This is a genomic window from Sorangium sp. So ce321 (assembly GCF_051530195.1).
In the GTDB taxonomy this organism is placed as follows: Bacteria; Myxococcota_A; Polyangia; order Polyangiales; family Polyangiaceae; genus Sorangium.
Genome location: NZ_CP150329.1, coordinates 111,034 through 128,104, shown reverse-complemented (window position 1 = coordinate 128,104; position 17,071 = coordinate 111,034). Strand labels below are relative to the sequence as shown.

Annotated in this window: 14 protein-coding genes; 8 read left to right on the top strand and 6 right to left on the bottom strand. The window is 73.5% G+C overall.

What is annotated here, in order from left to right:
* The first annotated feature begins 427 nt into the window (after positions 1–427).
* Both WME89_RS00475 and WME89_RS00470 read left to right on the top strand, forming a co-directional pair.
* Positions 428–2,047 carry a hypothetical protein gene (locus WME89_RS00475; RefSeq protein ID WP_438007323.1) on the top strand — a complete coding sequence of 540 codons (1,620 nt, stop codon included), beginning with the start codon at positions 428–430 and terminating at the stop codon, positions 2,045–2,047.
* A gap of 359 nt (positions 2,048–2,406) precedes the next feature.
* Positions 2,407–3,330: a fibro-slime domain-containing protein gene (locus WME89_RS00470; protein ID WP_438007322.1), complete on the top strand. Its 924-nt coding sequence runs from the start codon at positions 2,407–2,409 to the stop codon at positions 3,328–3,330.
* A gap of 33 nt (positions 3,331–3,363) precedes the next feature.
* Here WME89_RS00470 and WME89_RS00465 read toward each other — a convergent pair whose 3' ends face one another.
* Genes WME89_RS00465 through WME89_RS00450 form a run of 4 tightly spaced genes read right to left on the bottom strand, consistent with a single transcriptional unit; the run spans position 3,364 to position 6,740 of the window.
* Entirely contained in the window at positions 3,364–4,122 is a 759-nt protein-coding gene (locus tag WME89_RS00465; protein ID WP_438007321.1) for a lycopene cyclase domain-containing protein, read from the bottom strand.
* Positions 4,123–4,135: 13 nt separating this feature from the next.
* Complete coding sequence (locus tag WME89_RS00460) at positions 4,136–5,053, bottom strand: prenyltransferase (protein WP_438007320.1); 918 nt, start codon at positions 5,051–5,053, stop codon at positions 4,136–4,138.
* On the bottom strand, positions 5,050–5,784 hold the full coding sequence (locus tag WME89_RS00455; RefSeq protein WP_437654913.1) for a ferrochelatase: 735 nt from the start codon (positions 5,782–5,784) through the stop codon (positions 5,050–5,052). The genes WME89_RS00460 and WME89_RS00455 overlap by 4 nt, the downstream gene beginning before the upstream one ends.
* Complete coding sequence (locus WME89_RS00450; RefSeq protein WP_438007319.1) at positions 5,781–6,740, bottom strand: UbiA family prenyltransferase; 960 nt, start codon at positions 6,738–6,740, stop codon at positions 5,781–5,783. Before WME89_RS00450 ends, WME89_RS00455 begins: the two co-directional genes overlap by 4 nt.
* A gap of 307 nt (positions 6,741–7,047) precedes the next feature.
* Between WME89_RS00450 and WME89_RS00445 the strand changes: the two genes are divergently transcribed.
* From WME89_RS00445 to WME89_RS00430, 4 genes are all read left to right on the top strand, one after another.
* Positions 7,048–10,797 (top strand): UvrD-helicase domain-containing protein, encoded by a 3,750-nt coding sequence (locus WME89_RS00445; protein WP_438007318.1) that lies wholly within the window; start codon positions 7,048–7,050, stop codon positions 10,795–10,797.
* A gap of 80 nt (positions 10,798–10,877) precedes the next feature.
* The gene (locus WME89_RS00440) at positions 10,878–11,501 is read left to right on the top strand and encodes a Uma2 family endonuclease (RefSeq protein ID WP_438007317.1); all 624 of its coding nucleotides are present in this window, start codon (positions 10,878–10,880) and stop codon (positions 11,499–11,501) included.
* Between the two features lie 303 nt (positions 11,502–11,804).
* Positions 11,805–12,446: a hypothetical protein gene (locus WME89_RS00435; protein ID WP_438007316.1), complete on the top strand. Its 642-nt coding sequence runs from the start codon at positions 11,805–11,807 to the stop codon at positions 12,444–12,446.
* A gap of 141 nt (positions 12,447–12,587) precedes the next feature.
* Positions 12,588–13,421 carry a GNAT family N-acetyltransferase gene (locus tag WME89_RS00430; RefSeq protein ID WP_438007315.1) on the top strand — a complete coding sequence of 278 codons (834 nt, stop codon included), beginning with the start codon at positions 12,588–12,590 and terminating at the stop codon, positions 13,419–13,421.
* 201 nt (positions 13,422–13,622) lie between these two features.
* On the opposite strand, the gene WME89_RS00425 is transcribed toward WME89_RS00430, so the two are convergent.
* Together WME89_RS00425 and WME89_RS00420 are read right to left on the bottom strand one after the other, a co-directional pair.
* Positions 13,623–13,934, bottom strand: coding sequence for a hypothetical protein (locus WME89_RS00425; protein WP_438007314.1), 312 nt, complete (start codon positions 13,932–13,934; stop codon positions 13,623–13,625).
* A gap of 525 nt (positions 13,935–14,459) precedes the next feature.
* Positions 14,460–14,624 carry a hypothetical protein gene (locus tag WME89_RS00420; RefSeq protein ID WP_438007313.1) on the bottom strand — a complete coding sequence of 55 codons (165 nt, stop codon included), beginning with the start codon at positions 14,622–14,624 and terminating at the stop codon, positions 14,460–14,462.
* 63 nt (positions 14,625–14,687) lie between these two features.
* Here WME89_RS00420 and WME89_RS00415 point away from each other — a divergent pair, with 63 nt between their 5' ends.
* Together WME89_RS00415 and WME89_RS00410 are read left to right on the top strand one after the other, a co-directional pair.
* Positions 14,688–15,689: an N-acetylornithine carbamoyltransferase gene (locus WME89_RS00415; RefSeq protein ID WP_438007312.1), complete on the top strand. Its 1,002-nt coding sequence runs from the start codon at positions 14,688–14,690 to the stop codon at positions 15,687–15,689.
* Positions 15,690–15,694: 5 nt separating this feature from the next.
* Positions 15,695–17,035 (top strand): acetylglutamate kinase, encoded by a 1,341-nt coding sequence (locus tag WME89_RS00410; protein ID WP_438007311.1) that lies wholly within the window; start codon positions 15,695–15,697, stop codon positions 17,033–17,035.
* The last annotated feature ends 36 nt before the right edge of the window (positions 17,036–17,071 follow it).

Genomic DNA, 17,071 nt, shown 5'->3' with positions numbered 1-17,071 from the left:
GCTCCTCCGGTCCAGCAGCTCGGCAGACCTCCCCGCGACCTCCTCGCTTCGCGCGCGGCCTTCCCGCTTCGCGCGCGACCTCTCCGCTTTACAGCTAGCGCTGAGCCGGCATGCCCAGGTGGCGCAGCTGGCCCAACGTGGCACGAAACCAACGCTCTCCGTCACACGTTGGCCCTGCCGCGCTCCGCGGAGTCCCGCGGCGGAGGCCATGCACCGCCGGAAACCCGCCGAAATACGCGGAAAGCGCTGCGGAGAGCGCGCGGGCGGGCGAGCGGGCGAGGGTGGCATGTCCAGTGCTTTATCTCCGGACGAGCTCTCCGAGCCGGCGCAGAGCAGCCGCGGAGCAGCCGCGCTCCGCACGCCGCGGCGCAGAGCCCTCGTTCCTTCATCGCGTGTCTGCCACAGGCACGCAGGACGGAGTACCCCCATGCGTTCCTCGATCTTCTCCTCTCTTATCTCGCGTTCATCGACAGCGCGCTCCTGTCTCCAGGGGCTCATCGCGCTCTCCGCGCTCGTGGTGCTCACCGGCGCCAAGGGGCAAGGCTGCGGGGGCTCCGACGAGCCGCCCGTGCCGCCCGATCCCGACTGCGGACCTGGCTTCCACTGGGACACCGTCTGTTCGCCGTGTGAGATCGGCGAGATGTGCGAGGAGCGGTGTGTGCCCGACAGCGACTGTCCGCCTGGATGGCTGGAGCAGACCGTCTGCGGGGGCAGCACCACCGCCACCACCACCGCGGGTGTCGGCGGCTCGGCCGGGGGCGTCGGCATGCCGATGCCGGTCGACCCGGGGTGCTGGAGCGAGTGCGTGCCGCCGCGGCCGTTCTGCCCGCCGGGCACCATCGAGCAGACCGTGTGCAGCGGCTCCTCCACGTCCTCCACCACCGGCGGCGGCGGCTGGGGCAGCGCCAGCGCCACCGGCGTCGGCGGCGGCTTTGACGCGATGCCGGCTCCCCCCGGGGACTGCTGGACCGAGTGCGTGCCCCAGGAGCCCTACTGTCCGCCGGGCACCAGGCCGCAGACCACCTGCGACGACGTCAACACCGCCGTGAGCAGCAGCGTCAGCGTCGGCACCGGCGGCGTCGGCGGCGCTGGCGGCTGGGCTTCGACCGGCGGCGCCGGCGCGTGGGACGGCTCCGACAGCGCCGGCGAGGGCATGGCCGCGCCGCCCGTGCCGGGCAACTGCTGGACCGACTGCGTGCCCGAGCAGTACTACTGCCCGGTGGGCACGGAGGCGCAGTGGATCTGCAACGAGGGCTCCACCGTCGCCAGCTCCGGCGTCGGCGGCGCTGGCGGCGACAGCGGTTGGGGCAGCTGCTACGTCGAGTGCGTGCCCCAGGAGCCCTACTGCCCGCCGGACACCATGCCGCAGACCGTCTGCGGCGGCAGCGCCGTCTCGGTCGGCAGCTCGGGCAGCACCGGCACCGGCACCGGCTACGGCGGCAGCGGCGGCAGCGGCGGCAGCAGCCCGTACCCCGGCGAGGAGTACTGCTGGACCGAGTGCGTGCCCGTGGGGCCCTATTGCCCGCCGGGCTCCAGGCCGCAGGAGGTCTGTTACGACGGCATGCCCGAGACGACCAGCAGCACCGGCACCGGCATGGGCGGCAGCGGCGGCAGCGGCAGCGGCAGCAGCTCCGGCGGCGGATGGGGCGGCTGCTTCATCGAGTGCGTGCCCGACCAGCCCTACTGCCCGCCGGACACCATCCCGCAGACCGTCTGCGCGGACCCGATGCCCGGCACGAGCGGCAGCTCCGGCACCGGCATGGGCGGCAGCCCGTACCCCGGCGGCGGTTGCTGGACCGAGTGCATCCCGGTGGAGCCCTACTGCCCGCCGGGCACGATCGAACAGACGGTCTGCTCCGGCACGAGCGGCAGCACCGGCACCGGCATGGGCGGTAACGACTCGTACCCCGGCGAGTGCTGGAGCGAGTGCGTGGAAGGGCCGACCTGCCCCCCCGGCGCGACCGTGCGGACCATCTGCGAGGAGCCGGTCGGCGGCGGCGCCGGCGGCCCGACCTGCCGGACCGAGTGCGTCCTGATGCTGCCGTGACGCGGCAGGCGCGGTCGACCCCTCCCGCCCACGAGAGGGGTCGACGACGCGAGCGCGCCGCTCGCGCCCTGGAGCGCCACCGCTCCGAGTGAAGCGAAGAAGAGAGGACGCGCGAGGAGCGCCAGGGGGAATTCCAATCCTCTGGCGCTTTTCGCGCTTCAGCGGCTCCCCCGATGGCATTGCGGCGCGCCTCGCGCGCCAGGGGAGATTCCAGTCCTCTGGCGCTTTTCGCGTACCAGCGGCCCTGATGGCATTGCGGCGCCCCTCGCGCGGCCGGTTCCTCCTGGAATGACGCGGCATGTACGATTTCCCGAAGGGTGGCCCGGTCCATCTGCATCCAGGGAACAGGAGGCGGTCCGATGAACCTGGCCCACCCCGAAGCGTCCCTCTGCCGGGCCTCCAGGAGGCCCCTCGCCCTGCTGCTCCTCGCGTGCGCGGCACTCCCCCTCGCGGGGTGCCCGCTCCAGACCGCCAACATCGCCCGTGCAAACGGCGAATCCTCGTCCTCCACGACGATCGCCCCCTCCGAACAAGGGCCCATCGACAGCGCGGGGAACACCGACGAAGGTCCGCCTGGCGCGGGCGGCAGCTCCGACGACGGCGGCGGTGAGGGCGGCAGCAGCGACGGCGGCGGAGGTCCCGGGAACGCCAACGCGATCCTCTGCACGGCGACCTTCCCCATGATCGTGCGCGACTTCCCGGAGAAGCACCAGGACTTCGGGCCCTCGCAGACGACCAACGGGGAGGACATCGAGCCCCAGAGCGAGCTCAAGAACGGGAAGCCGGTCGCCGCGAGCTCGACCTCGGACGGCATCGAGGACGGCAGCAATAGCTTCGACCAGTGGTTCCAGGACAAGCCGGGCGTCAACATCACGTACGAGCAGGACATCTACCTCGACCTGTGGAGCACCGGCGGCCACCTGGGCGGCAGGGACTTCTACGTCGTCGACAACCTCGGCTTCGGCAACGAGGGCGAGGCGCACAACTACGGCTTCACCGTGGAGTTCGAGCTGCCGTTCACCTACCGGGTGGGGGGCTTCTTCTCGTTCGACTCGAGCGACGATGTCTGGATATCGATCGATGAGACCATCGTGGCCAGCCACTCCGTGCACGACGGGGTGAACGGGGCGACCATCCGCCTCGACGACGAAGCGGACAGGCTCCGCATCAAGCCCGGATCGAGCCACAAGCTCAAGGTGTTCTACGCCGAGCGAGACGGCCGCTCCTCGGTGTTCCGGATGAACACGTCGCTCGACATCCCCTGCGAGACGATCGCGGAGTGAGCCGCCGGCCGGGCGGCGATCGCGCCCCCGGCGTCACCCAGCGCGCCGCGCGGGAGGGACGCGCGCCGCCTTCGCGTACCTGAACTCGAAGGCCCACGCCGGGAACACGGTGGCCGCGAAGCCCGCGCCGAGCCCGTAGAGGATCTCGTCGAGCGGGACGCCGAGGAGCGCCCTGCCCGGGAGCAGCACGCTGGGCCGCCAGGTGCGCGCGAAAACGCCGGGGAGGAGCGCCGCGAAGACGAGGCAGAGGCCGAGGTAGACCGCGGCCGACAGGAGCGCGCCGAGCACGGTCGGCACGAGCAGGTCGCCGCGCGCCGCGAGCAGCGCCGCGGAGACGGCCATCATCGCCGCCACCGCGGCGTAGAGGACGGGCACCCCGGCCGCGAGCAGCACCCCGGCCGCCGCGAGCACGCTCGCGATCGCCGCCGCCGCCCGCAACCACGGTCGGGCTGCCCGCAACCACGGCCGGTCCAACCTCGACCACGGTCGGGCCGCCGGCGGGGAGCAGGGCACCGGCGCCCGGCGGAACACAACGGCATAGGCGGTGGAGGAGAAGGCGCTGAGCCCGGCGAGGAACAGCATGTCCTCGACGCCGAACCCGATGCGGTCGGCCAGGTCGAAGAGGAACTTCGGCGTCCAGTACTCCGGATAGAACAGCCGCTCCGTCGCCGCGAACGGCAGCGCGGCGAGCGCCATCCGCTTCATCAGGGCGCGAAGGTCCGGGCGAGCGAGCCAGATGACGCCCCCCGGCAGGAGAAAGAGCAGCGAGAGCAGCAAGAACTCGTGCTCCATCGCGCCGCCTCCCTCAGCCCGCGGCGAGGGCGATCGCTGTCGAGGCGACCAGCGACAGCGTCGCCGTGGCCGCGGCCGCGACCCGGACCAGCAGCAGGCGCGAGCCCGGCGGCGCGGGGCGGGCCAGCAGCACGACCAGCGCCGCCGCCGCCGCCACGAGCAGGCCCGCGCCCGGACGCAGGCCCGCCGCGCCGAGGCCGACCGGCGCGAGCAGGAGCGAGAGCCCGTTCAGGACGACCACGCCCCGCGCGGCCCGCTCTCCGCCCACGCGCACGGGCAGCGTCCGCTTGGCGCTCTCGCGATCCGACGGCTCGTCGGGCAGCGCGGTGGCGATCGCGCAGCCGAGGTGGCTCGGCAGCAGGAACGCGAGCAACGCGAAGGGGAAGCGCGCGATGGCGCCCCCCTGCGCGATGTAGCCGTAGAGCGGCAGGACCGCGCCGACGCCGACCATCTGGAGCAGCTCCCCGCCGCCGCGGTACGAGAGGCGGAGCGGCGGGTAGCTGTAGGCCCAGAGCAGCAGCAGCGCCGCGACCGCGAGCGGCACGAGGAGCGGCGCCGACGCCGTCGGCAGCGCCGCGGCGAGCGCCGCCGACACCGCCACGAGCCCCGCGGCGCAGGCGATGGCCGCGGCGCCGAGCGCGCGCGGCGAGAGGCGCCCCTCGACCAGCACGCGCGAGCCGCCGGAGAACGGGGTGGCGGTGCGGTTCTGGCGGTCGGTCTCCTGGTCGGCGACGTCGTTGGCGTAGACGATGAACAGCTGGTCGAGGAGGCCGAAGAGGTGGACCGCCGCGAGCGTCCCGAGGTCGAGCGGGCGGCCGGCGGCGCGCGCGCCGAGCAGCTGCCCGAGCAGCAGCGGCAGCGCGATGCTCGGCTGCGAGGCGAGCCGCGACGCCCTGAGCCAGGCCCCGAGCGACCCCGGCCCGCCGCTCATCGCCCGTCGCCCCGCGACAGGCCGAGCCGGTCGGCCAGCTTGGCGCGCAGCTCCGTGAAGGGCAGGTCCCAGCGGCGCTCGCCGTCGATGCGCCAGGCCTTGAGCGGGATGAGATCGACCTGGGCGAGCAGGTGGTGGAGCTGCGACTCCTCGCGCGGCTCGCGGATGAACGAGAAGGGGTTGCGGAACTCCCGGCCGTTCAGCTGCGAGTACTTGCGGTCGTTGCTCGCCACGAGCTCGACGAGCGCCTTCTGCCGGCCGTCGAGGTAGTCGAAGAACACGAGGTCGAACGGCCCGACGCCCGCGCGCTCGTCCGGCTTGCGCATCACCCAGCGGGCCCAGTCGTAGCCGTAGAGGAAGTCGTGCGCGTAGCGGAAGCGCAGCTTCGACTTGTTGCCGAAGCCCAGGCAGAGCGACACGACGCGCCGGGCGAACTCGCCGATCGCGGGCGCGCTCCCGGCCCGCCACAGGCAGCAGGCCAGGTAGTCGAGGTCCCAGAAGATGTTGTCGGGGAAGTTGTCGGCGACGGCGCAGATCACCTCGCCGAGCGCGCGGGCGAAGGCGCGCGCGCGCTCGGCGTCCTCGCTGCCGTCGAGGATCTGCTCGACGAGCGCGACGGGCGTGGGCGCGCACGGGCGGCCCGGGGCGACCGAGGCCCGCGCGCCGAGGAGCGGCGTGAGGCGCGCGAGCTCGTCGCGCGCTTCGTCGAGGAGGGCCGGGCTCCCGGTCACCCCGGCCCCCCGCCGGCGCGGAGCCCCGCGGCGAGCACGGCCGCCGACAGCGCGGCCGTGCCCCACCAGATCGCGCGGTGGAGCTCGCGCTTGTACGCCCCCTGCGCGGCGAAGGCGTTCGTCACCGCCTCGGGGCTCTTCCGGACGAGCCGCGCCCCGAAGTGGAGCGCGACGGCCGTCGCGGGCGCCACCGACCAGAGCGGCGGGGCGCCCTCGGCGAGGAGCGACGCCGCCGGCCAGAGGAGCGCGCCGAGACCGAGCAGGGCCTCGCTGGCCCGGCGCGTGGCCGCGTTGCCGAGCAGCGTGGCCACGGTGCGCTTGCCGCCGGCGCGGTCGCTCTGCTCGTCGGACAGCCCGCTGGCCAGGGCGCTCGACAGCGCGAGCAGGAGCAGGCCCGGCAGCAGCGACGCGAGCCACGCCGGCGCCCACGCGCCGCACTGCGCGTACGCGTGCAGCACGGGGAGGACGCCGCCGACCCCGGCCATCTCGAGGAGCTCGCCGCCGCCGCGGTAGTTGAGCCGGAGCGGCGGCAGCGTGTAGGCGCCGAAGACGAGCAGGCCGAGCGCGCCCAGGGGAAGCAGGAGCGGGCGAGCGAGCGTGACGGCGGCCACCCAGGCGACGAGCAGCGCGGCGGCGCCGGCCCCGAGGCCGGCGAGGAGGAGGGCGTGGGCCGGGAGGATGCCGTCCGGGATGGTCTTCGGCGAGCAGCCGTCCGGGAACATGCGCCGCTTGAGGGCGTCGACCTCGCGGTCGCCCCAGTCGTTGAGCAGCACGACGAAGGCGACGTCGGCGATCATCCACAGCGCGCCGAAGGCGAGCGCGCCCGCGCCGACGCGGCCCGCGGCGGCTGCGCCCACGGCTTGTCCGCACAGGGCGGGGACGAGCACCTTGGGCCAGCTGGCGGGCTTGAGCGCGTACCACCACCGCGCTCCAGGGCTCATCGAGTCGACGCGCATGGATCAGGTCCCCTGCTGCTAGCACAAGAACCTCCGCGCCTTGCGGGCCACATGAGGTCGCTCCGCGCGGGGGCGCGCTTCGCCGGGGCGCCCTCCGGCCAGCGCGGCCCGGCGGGAGCGCGGCGCGGCGCGGAAGGCGCGACGCCGCAGTGCGGCGTTTCCTTCGACGCCGATCTGGGCCACCTTATCGCCCGACAGCCTCGACACGCGACGTCGTGCGGTACGCCCTCCTCCCCTCCCCGAGCCCGGCCGGCGCGCCCCTGCGCCTCGACCCAGGGCATCGCCTTCCTCCCGCGCGGAGGCGCCCGTGAGCGCCGGCGCGGCCCGGGCGCGCGGCGCGCGGGAGCTCGTGGACGAGCCTGCTCGCCGCCGCATCCGCGAGGACCTCCGGACGACGCTCGTCGTCGAGGCCGCCGCGGGCACCGGCAAGACGACGGCGCTCGTGTCGCGCGTCGTCGCCGTGCTGCGGAGGGCGCCGGAGGAGGGCGGCGGGACGCTCGATCGCATCGTCGCGGTGACCTTCACGGAGAAGGCGGCGGGCGAGATGAAGCTGCGCCTCCGGGCCGAGATCGAGCGGGCGCGCGGCGACGCGAGGTCCGGCCCGGCGGAGCGCGCGCGGCTCGACGAGGCGCTCGCGCACCTGGAGGCGGCGCGCATCGGGACGATCCACTCGTTCTGCGCCGACCTGCTGCGCGAGTGGCCGGTCGAGGCGCGCGTCGACCCGCTCTTCCAGGTCGCGGCCGCGGACCAGGCCGAGTCGCTCTTCGACCAGGCCTTCGACGCCTGGTTCCAGCGCACCCTGAACGACCCGCCCGAGGGCGTGCGCCGCATCCTGCGCCGCCGCCCGCGCGACGGCGCGCAGGGCCCGCGCGACCTGCTCCGGGGCGCGGCGTTCAAGCTGGCCGAGCACCGCGACTTCACGCGCCCCTGGCGCCGCGACCCGTTCGATCGCGAGCGCGCCATCGACGAGCTGCTCGATCGCCTCGCCGCGCTCGCGGATCTCGGCGCCGAGGCGGACCGGGAGGGCGACTACCTCGCGCAGAGCCTCCGCACCCTGGACCGTTACCTCGCGGAGCTCCGCCGCCGCGAGGAGGTGACGGGCGGGCGCGATCACGACGGGCTCGAGGCCGAGCTCGGCGAGGTCGCGCGCTGGAAGGAATGGCGCTGGAAGGGCGCAGGCAAGGCGTTCGGCGGGGATCTCTCGCGCGCCGAGGTGCTCGCGCAGCGCGACCGCGCGAAGGCCGAGCTCGACGCCGTGCTCACGGCCGCGAGCGCCGACCTCGCCGCGTGCCTCTCGCGCGAGCTGAGGCCGCCGATCGAGGCGTACGACGCGCTCAAGGCGCGCGCCGGCAAGCTCGACTTCCTCGACCTGCTCCTCTGCGCCAGGAACCTCCTCCGCTCGAGCCGCAGCGTCCGCGAGGAGCTGAACCTCCGCTTCTCGCACCTCTTCGTCGACGAGTTCCAGGACACCGACCCGCTGCAGGCGGAGATCCTGCTCCTGCTCGCGGCCGACGACCCGGCCGAGACCGACTGGACGCGGGCGCGCCCGGTGCCTGGCAAGCTCTTCGTCGTCGGCGACCCGAAGCAGTCGATCTACCGCTTCCGCCGCGCCGAGGTCGCGCTCTACGAGGCGACCAAGGCGCGGCTCGTCGCGTGCGGCGCGAGCGTGCTGTACCTGTCGACGAGCTTCCGCAGCGCCCCGTCGATCCAGGAGGCCGTCAACGCGGCGTTCGCGCCGCTGATGCAGGGCGGCGCGGCCGAGGGCGAGCGCGTGGCGAGCCAGGCGCGGTACGTCGCGCTGGAGCGGTTCCGGGAGGACCCGGTGGAGCAGCCGACGGTGATCGCGCTCCCGGTGCCGCGGCCTTATGGAGACTACGGGAAGATCTCGGATTTCCGGGTGCGGCAGTCGATCCCGGACGCGGTGGGCGCCTTCGTCCACCACCTCATCCATGCGGGCCGGGGCGCGGCCCCGGGCGAGCGGCGCTGGACGGTGACCGAGCGCGAGCGGCCGGGCCAGCGGGTGCCGCTCGAGGCGCGGCACATCTGCCTCCTGTTCAAGCGGTTCCAGACGTTCGGCGAGGACGCGACGCGCGCGTACGTGCGGGCGCTCGAGGCGCGGCGGATCCCGCACGTGCTCGTGGGCGGGCGGTCGTTCCACGATCGCGAGGAGGTGATGGCGGTGCGGAGCGCGCTGCTCGCGATCGAGTGGCCGGACGACGAGCTCAGCGTGTACGCGACGCTGCGCGGGCCGCTGTTCGCGCTGACGGACGACGTGCTGCTCCTGTACCGCGACCGGTTCCAGCGGTTGCACCCGCTGTTCCAGCCGGACGAGGGGGCGCTCGACGTCGCGGTGGAGGGCGGGGCGCGGCCGCTGCGGGAGGTCGCGGAGGCGCTCGCGGTGCTCGGGCGGCTGCACCGCGAGCGCAACCGGCGGCCGATCGCGGACACGCTCGGCGGGCTGCTCGACGAGACGCGGGCGCACGCGGGCATCGCGATCTGGCCGACGGGGGAGCAGGCGCTCGCGAACGTGCTGCGGGTGATGGATCTCGGGCGGCGGTTCGAGGCGGGCGGGGCGACGTCGTTCCGGGCGTTCGTGGAGCGGCTCGAGGTGGACGCCGAGCGGGGCGAGGTGGCGGAGGCGCCGGTCGTCGAGGAAGGGACGGAGGGCGTGCGGATCATGACGGTGCACCGGGCCAAGGGGCTCGAGTTCCCGGTGGTGATCCTGGCGGATCCAGCGTCGCCGGCGGTGCATCAGAACCCGTCGCGGCACGTGGATCCGGCGCTCGGCCTGTGGGCGGAGCCGATCGCGGGCTGCGTGCCCGCGGAGCTGGTCGAGCGCCGCGACGAGGTGCTGCGCCGCGATCGCGAGGAGGCGGTGCGGCTCGCGTACGTGGCGGCGACGCGGGCGCGCGAGCTGCTCGTGGTGCCCGCGGTGGGCGACGCGCGCCCTGGCGACGGCTCGAGCGACGGCTGGCTCGATGTGCTGCACCCGGTGCTCTACCCGCCGCCGCGCGAGCGGCGGAACGCGCGCCCGGCGCCCGGCTGCCCTCCGTTCGGGACCGACACGGTGCTGGAGCGCCCGGCGCGCTGCGAGGCCGACGAGCGGGACGCGGTGGCGCCCGGGGAGCACGCGCCGATGGCGGGGTCGCACCGGGTGGTGTGGTGGGATCCGAGCACGCTCGACCTGGATCGCGAGCCGGAGGCGGGGCTCCGGCAGCAGCGGATCCTGCAGGCGGACGCGAGCGGCGCCGGCGTGACGGGCGCCGGGATGGCGGTGGGCGCCGGCGTGACGGGCGCCGGCGTGACGGGCGCCGGGGGGGCGGGAGAGCTCGGGCAGCGCGGCCACGAGGTGTGGCAGGAGGCGCGGCAGCGCGCGATCCGGGACGGCTCGGTGGCGGCGGTCCGCGTGAAGACGGCGACGGAGATCAGCCACGAGGCGGCGGCGGCCGCCGCAGCGGAAGCGGCGGCAGCAGAGGCGGCGAGGGCGTCCGGAGTGACAGGGGCGCCCGCGCAGCGGGGCGGCGGGGCGGCGGAGCGGGGCAAGCGGGCGGACGCGTTGCCGGTGATCTCGTTCGAGCAGACGGTGGTCGCGCGCGAGGGCCGGCCTTACGGCAAGCGGTTCGGGACGCTGGTGCACGCGGTGCTGGCCGAGGTGGACCTGCGTGCGGGCGAGGACGCGGTGCGGGTCGTGGCCACGGCGCAGGCGCGGCTGCTCGGGGCGCCGGCCGAGGAGGTCGACGCGGCGGTCGCGGCGGCCCTGGCGGCGCTCGAGCACCCGCTGCTCCGGCGCGCGGCCGAGAGCGCGGCGCGCGGCGCGTGCGAGCGGGAGACGCCGCTGCTCCTGCGGCTCGAGGACGGGACGATCGCCGAGGGCGTCGTCGACCTCTCGTTCCGGGAGAGCGTCGGCGACGTGGGGATCTGGACCGTGGTCGATTTCAAGACCGGCTCGGACGCCGGCACCGCGCACGCGGCGCAGGAGGCGCAGGTGCGGCTCTACGTGCAGGCCATCGCCGAAGCGACGGGCGAGAGGGCGAGAGGCGTGGTGCTCCGGGTGTGAGGGGCGCCGCAGGGCGTAACGGAAGCCCGTGGCGTGGGTGGTGCGTCGCGGGAAGCCCGTCGGGTGGTACGATGGGCGGCATGGGTTCGAGAGCGACAGCGGAGATCCTCCGAACTGAGCCGATGACGCTGGAGCAGTGGGCCGACCTGGATGAGGACCAGCCGGGTGAGCTCCTCGATGGTCATCTCGTGGAGGAAGAGGTGCCGACGACGCTGCACGAGGCGGTGGTCAGCTGGCTGATCGAGGTGCTCCGCGGCTGGGCTCGACCGCAGGGCGGCTGGGTGTTTGGCTCGGAGTACAAGCTCGGCGTGTCGGCGCGACGCGGGCGCAAGGCCGACGTGTGCATGTATGCCCCGGGCGCGCCCCTTCGCGGCCGCGACGTGCTCTCCCGGATCCCCCCGACCGTGGTGGTCGAGGTGCTCTCGCGGCGACCGCGCGACGTGCGGCGCGACCGGATGGAGAAGGCCATCGAGTACGCCCGCTTCGGGGTGCGCTGGTACTGGCTCGTGGATCCCGACGCGCAGCTCTTCGAGCTGTGCGAGCTCGGCCCCGATGGTTCTTACGTGCAGCGGTTGCCCGCCTCGGAAGGAAAGGTGCGCGTACCGGGGCTGGACGGGCTCGAGCTCGATCTGGATGCGCTGTGGGCCGACGTAGAGCCGCTCCTGGATGACGAGCCGGAGCGGGACGAGAGCGGCGACAGGTGAGCCGGGGGCGTCAGGCCGGCGCGGCCGCGGGCCGCAGGTCCGGCCGCCGAGCCCCGGGCCTGGAGAGCTCGCGTGGAAGCGTGGAAGCGCTGATGGGCAAGTGAGGACTCCCGGGATGACAGACTGCCGTGCTGAGCGCTCGATCCAGGACGCGCCTTCGCCTCGCTTTCATCGCCACGGTCCAGCGTAATTCCAGATCACTCCTCGCCCGTGCGACGGCCCGTCCCTGCGCACCGCCGACCCGGCGCAGCTCAGCGACGGCGAGGCGCCGTAAGATCCCGCGGCCTCCCGTGTTCCATGCCCATGAACGCGCCTGCCCTGCTCCTCTGCCCCCTGCTGCTCCTCACGATGGCCTGCGCCGCCAGCGAGCCCGACCCCGTGGCTCCCCCTCGCCCGGAGTCCGACAACCCCTGCGCGCCGGGTGGTACCCCGCGGCCGCCTCGCGGCAACATCGTGGCCACCACGGTCACGCCGGACGGGCAGGTCATCGACTGGATCCCGATCGCCTCCCAGACGCCCGACGGCAAGATCTCCTCCCCTCCGACGGCGAGCCCGACCAGCGCCGCGGCGGCGGGCTCCCCGACCGAGGCCCAGCTCGGTCCGGGAGGGCCGGCCGGCACGGTGCCGGTGCTGCGCCCTCGCCGACCGCAGTGCGATTGCCTGCCCGGCTACGTCCAGCAAGCCGATGGCTCGTGCGCGGAGCTCGCCTCTCACTGCGCGGGGGAGGGGGCGATGGCGTCCAGCAAATCGTTCACCACCTGCTGCCCGGACCTCACGCGCATTCCAGCGATGGAGCGCGTCGATGGCCAGTGCGTGCCCACGGCGCCCGACGCCCACCGCTGCGCGAAGTGCGGCGACGGCAGCTGCGGCGCGGGCGAGAACGACTGCAGCTGTCCGAGCGACTGCCACGCAGCCAGTCCGGGCCCTGACGGCGCGCGCGACTGACGTATCGACCGACGTACCGAGCGCGCGCCTCCGACCGCGACGGAGGCTCCGCGACCGCGACGGAAGCTCCGCGAGGCGCCATGTCTCCCCTCGACAACCTCGTGGAACTCCACTACCAGCATCGCTTCGACCTCAGGTGTCATGGAAGAGCCGCGCCTGTCCTCCTCGGAGCTCGACGCCATCGAGCGGTTCTACGACGCCGTCCCTCGCCGGCGCGCTGACGCCGAGGACCACGGGCCGCTGACCCTCTTCGTTCGCCGCGGGGACGGCTGGCCGTACTACGCCCGTCCGACCTTCGGTCACCCCGGCCCCGTGTCGGCCGAGGACGTGGCCGCGGTGCGCGCCCGCCAGCGGGAGCTCTCGGTCCCGGAGGCCTTCGAGTGGGTGCTCGAGATCACCCCCGGGCTCGACGCCGCCACCGAGGCGACCGGCCTGCCCGTCCGGCGCTGCCCGCTGCTCGTGCTCTCCGGTGAGCCCGTCCAGGTGGCTTTGCCCGCGGACATCTCCCTCGCGATCATCACGCCGCGAGACCCGGATCTCGCCGCCGTGCAGGCCGTCGCGCACGTCGCCTTCGGCGCGCTGAGCACCGCGGCGGGCCCCGCGGGGCCGGCCGAGCGGGACGCCACCGCGGCCGCGCTCCCGGCCGGGCACATGGCCGCGTGGCACGCGTCGCTGGTCGAGGGGACGATGGTGCACGCGGCCGCCCGGGGCCGCCACGGCGCGCTGGCCGGTCCGCTCTGCGCCGGCAGCTACCAGCACGCAGAGGGCGTCGCCGAGATCGTCGGCGTGGGCACGCTGCCGGCGGCCCGGCGACAAGGCCTCGCCGCCGCGGTCACCGCGGCCCTGGCCCGCCACGCCCGGGACGCCGGGGCTCACACGGTATTCCTGTCCGCGCAGAACGACGATGTCGCGCGCGTCTACGAGCGGGTCGGGTTCCGGCGCATCGCCACCGCGTGCATCGCCGAGCACGAGTAGAGCGGCGCTCGGCCGACTCGCGTGTACAGCGCCCCCACCGAGAAGACCACCAGACCGCCGCGAACGTCAGGAAAGCCCCGGAGACCTCGATCGCCTGGCGCCTCCGGACGGCGCCGATCGTCTGCCGCCCTCGGGGCGGTACCCACGACGAGGCGAGGGACACGACGGGAGACGATCGGCGCAGCGCGCACGCGGCGACCGTCAGCCGGGCGCGGTGTGGTAGTCCGGCCCCTCTTCCCCGCGCAGGATCTCGGTCTGGACGACCGACGCGTCCCGCAGGTGCGCCACCGCCCCGAGCTCGCCATCCCGGCGATACGCCGAGAAGGCTTGTTCGTCCGGGAAGGTGACGATGTGAATCTCCTTCAGGCTGAGCCCAGCGCTGTCGGGCGCGGTCACCACGGTCCGCTCGATCGCGCCCCCATACCGGGCCATCACGGCCGCAGCCTTCCTCTCGTAAGCACGGAACGCGTCGAGCGCCTCGCACCGCACCGTGAGGATCACGACCAGCGTCATCGGAGCGCCCCCATGCTCTTCACGCCATGCCGCTACATGAGCACAAAAAAAAGAGCGCCCATTCGACGGTGGGGGGGGGAAACCGTCACGGGCGCTCTGCTGTACGTACTTAGCAGGATGCGGGCCAGGGGGTGTTCCCTCAAATCCCGCCCGTTTTTCCCTACGGGTCAGCGTACACCTTTCGTTCCTGAAATCGGCAATGCAATCCTGAGCTACCCGACCTGCCGAGAAGTCCCCTCGGGCTGGCGGGCGCGGGCGGTCGACTTCCGGCGGGTGAGGGAGGAACGAGGGCAGCAGGGCCCGACGCTCGAGGAGCCGGCGATGCGCACCTCCCCTGGGCTCTGCGCGATCCTCGATCGGCGCGACGCCGATCACGCGTTCGGGTCCACCCGGTCGCCCCCGGGAAGCGGCTGCCGCGCCCCTTCAGCGCCTCGCGCGCCTCGCGCGAGGCCCGGTATCAGAGCACCTGTTCTTCCCCACCCTGCATGTGCACGGCGGCCACGCGCCCGGAGCGGCCAGCCTCGCTCACGCCTCCATGCGCAGGGAGCGCAGGTGGATCAGCGGCTCGTACCGACGCACCAGAGGTGGTATCACCAGGCGCCCCCGCGCGGAGCGCCGCCGGACCTGCCGCCGGTGCCCGAGCTCGTCGGCCGGGGCCAGCAGCTCGACCGCCGCGTGCGTCGTTGACATCGCCGCCAGGCTTGCTCCAATGCGGGCGCTCGCTCCGCGCTTGTCTGAACGAGGAGGCATTCGATGCGGCACTTTCTGACCACGATGGACTATACCCGCGCCGAGATCGAGGGCCTCCTCGAGCGCGCGCAGCGCTTCAAGCGGCACCCGATCGAGCCGCGCCTCAAGGATCGCACCATCGCGCTCGTCTTCTTCAACCCCTCGCTGCGGACGCGCACCTCCTTCGACGTCGGCATCCGGCAGCTCGGCGGCCACGCCGTCGTGCTGGAGCCTGGCCGGGGCGCCTGGCCCATCGAGTTCGAGGACGGCGCGGTGATGGACGGCGAGCCGGAGGAGCACGTCCAGGAGGCCGCTCGCGTGCTCTCGCGCTATGCCGACCTCATCGGCGTGCGCGCGTTCCCCAAGTTCCAGCGCTGGGAGGAGGATCGCCAGGACAAGGTGCTCCAGGCGTTCGCCCGCCACGCGACCGTGCCGGTCGTGAACCTCGAGACGATCACCCACCCCTGCCAGGAGCTCGCGCTCGCGCTCACCATGAAGGAGCGACTCGGCCGCCTCGACGGCAAGAAGTTCGTCCTCACCTGGACGTACCACCCGCGCCCGCTCAACACCGCGGTCGCCAACTCGGCCGTTCTCATCGCCTCCAAGCTCGGCATGGACGTCACCCTGCTCTGCCCCAGCGAGGAGTACCACCTCGACGAGCGCTACCTCGACGCCGCCAGGAAGAGCGCGGCCGACAACGGGCGGAAGCTCTCGATCACCTACGACATCGAGTCCGCCTACCGCGACGCCCACGTCGTGTACGCGAAGAGCTGGGGCGCGATTCCCTACTTCGGGCGCTGGGAGCAGGAGAAGCCCATCCGCGACAAGCACAAGCACTTCATCGTCGATGAGCAGAAGATGGCGCTCACCGGGGGCGGGCTCTTCTCCCATTGCCTGCCGGTCCGGCGCAACGTCAAGGTCACGGACGCGGTGATCGACTCGCCTGCTTCCATGGTCATCGATGAGGCCGAGAATCGGCTGCACGTCCAGAAGGCCGTGATGGACATGCTGGCCAACGGGTGGTGACCGCGATGGGCTCGACGCAAGATGTCATCGTCCGCTTGCTCAGGAACCTCGGCAGCCGCAAGGAGGTCGAGCAGTACCTGAAGCAGTACGCGGCCGTCGATCAGCAGAAGTTCGCCGTCATCAAGGTGGGCGGCGCCATCCTCGACGAGGACCTCGATGCGCTCGCGACCTCGCTCGTGTTCCTCAACCAGGTCGGCCTGTATCCCATCGTCATCCACGGCGCCGGGCCGCAGCTCGACCGGGCGCTCGCCGAGGCGGGCATCCCGACCGAGCGCGTGAACGGCCTGCGCGTCACGACGCCGCGCATCCTGGAGGTCGCCCGCCGCGTCTTCCTCCGCGAGAACCTGCGGCTCGTCGAGGCGCTCGAGGAGATGGGGACGCGCACGCGGCCGATCACGGCGGGCGTCTTCGAGGCGTCGCTGATGGACGAGGGGCGGCTCGGGCTGGTCGGCAGGGTGGAGCGCGTCCACGTCGACGCGGTGAGGTCGAGCCTGCGCGCGGGGCACCTGCCGATCCTCGCCTGCCTCGGCGAGACCACGGGCGGGCAGATCGTCAACATCAACGCGGACGTGGCCGCGCGCGAGCTCGCGCTCGCGACGCAGCCGTTCAAGATGATCTTCCTCACGAGCACGGGCGGGCTGCTCGACGAGCACGGGCGCATCATCTCGGCCATCAACCTCGAGGAGGACTACGCGGGCCTCGTCGCGCAGCCCTGGTTGGACGGCGGCATGCGGCTCAAGCTGCAGGAGATCAAGCTCCTGCTCGACGGGCTCCCGGCGACCTCGTCGGTCTCGATCACGGCGCCGGATCACCTGGCGAAGGAGCTCTTCACGCACACGGGCTCTGGCACGCTGGTCCGCCGCGGCGAGCGGATCCTGCGGCACGACACGCTCGACGGCATCGACCGCGGCCGGCTGCGCGACCTGCTCGAGGCGTGCTTCCAGAGGAAGCTCGACGAGCACTACTTCGACAAGAAGCCGTTCTACCGCATCTACCTGTCCGACTCGTACCGCGCGACGGCGATCTTGACGCTCGACGCGAAGGGGAAGGCGCCCTCGACCCCGTACCTCGACAAGTTCGCGGTGACCAACGAGGCGCAGGGCGTGGGGATCGGCGGCTCGCTCTGGACGCGGATGAAGAGCGAGAACCCGCAGCTGTTCTGGCGCGCGCGGAACGGCAACGAGATCAACCCTTGGTATTTCCAGCAGGCCGAGGGCAGCTACCGCAACGAGAGCTGGACGGTGTTCTGGTACGGGCTATCGAACTTCGACGACATCCGGGCCTGCATCGATCACGCGCTGTCCTTGCCGGCGACCCTGCGCCAGCACGGCACGGTCGAGCTCTGACGGCGCGGCGTCCTCGCCCGGCGCGGCCCGGTCGTC

Excerpts from the sequence above, each read along its gene's own strand:
- WME89_RS00440 (WP_438007317.1), top strand. The coding sequence starts at position 10,878 with ATGGGTTCGAGAGCGACAGCGGAGATCCTCCGAACTGAGCCGATGACG.
- WME89_RS00460 (WP_438007320.1), bottom strand. The coding sequence starts at position 5,053 with ATGAGCGGCGGGCCGGGGTCGCTCGGGGCCTGGCTCAGGGCGTCGCGG.
- WME89_RS00435 (WP_438007316.1), top strand. The coding sequence starts at position 11,805 with ATGAACGCGCCTGCCCTGCTCCTCTGCCCCCTGCTGCTCCTCACGATG.
- WME89_RS00430 (WP_438007315.1), top strand. The coding sequence starts at position 12,588 with ATGGAAGAGCCGCGCCTGTCCTCCTCGGAGCTCGACGCCATCGAGCGG.
- WME89_RS00420 (WP_438007313.1), bottom strand. The coding sequence starts at position 14,624 with ATGTCAACGACGCACGCGGCGGTCGAGCTGCTGGCCCCGGCCGACGAG.
- WME89_RS00450 (WP_438007319.1), bottom strand. The coding sequence starts at position 6,740 with ATGCGCGTCGACTCGATGAGCCCTGGAGCGCGGTGGTGGTACGCGCTC.
- WME89_RS00465 (WP_438007321.1), bottom strand. The coding sequence starts at position 4,122 with ATGGAGCACGAGTTCTTGCTGCTCTCGCTGCTCTTTCTCCTGCCGGGG.
- WME89_RS00475 (WP_438007323.1), top strand. The coding sequence starts at position 428 with ATGCGTTCCTCGATCTTCTCCTCTCTTATCTCGCGTTCATCGACAGCG.
- WME89_RS00470 (WP_438007322.1), top strand. The coding sequence starts at position 2,407 with ATGAACCTGGCCCACCCCGAAGCGTCCCTCTGCCGGGCCTCCAGGAGG.
- WME89_RS00410 (WP_438007311.1), top strand. The coding sequence starts at position 15,695 with ATGGGCTCGACGCAAGATGTCATCGTCCGCTTGCTCAGGAACCTCGGC.
- WME89_RS00425 (WP_438007314.1), bottom strand. The coding sequence starts at position 13,934 with ATGACGCTGGTCGTGATCCTCACGGTGCGGTGCGAGGCGCTCGACGCG.
- WME89_RS00415 (WP_438007312.1), top strand. The coding sequence starts at position 14,688 with ATGCGGCACTTTCTGACCACGATGGACTATACCCGCGCCGAGATCGAG.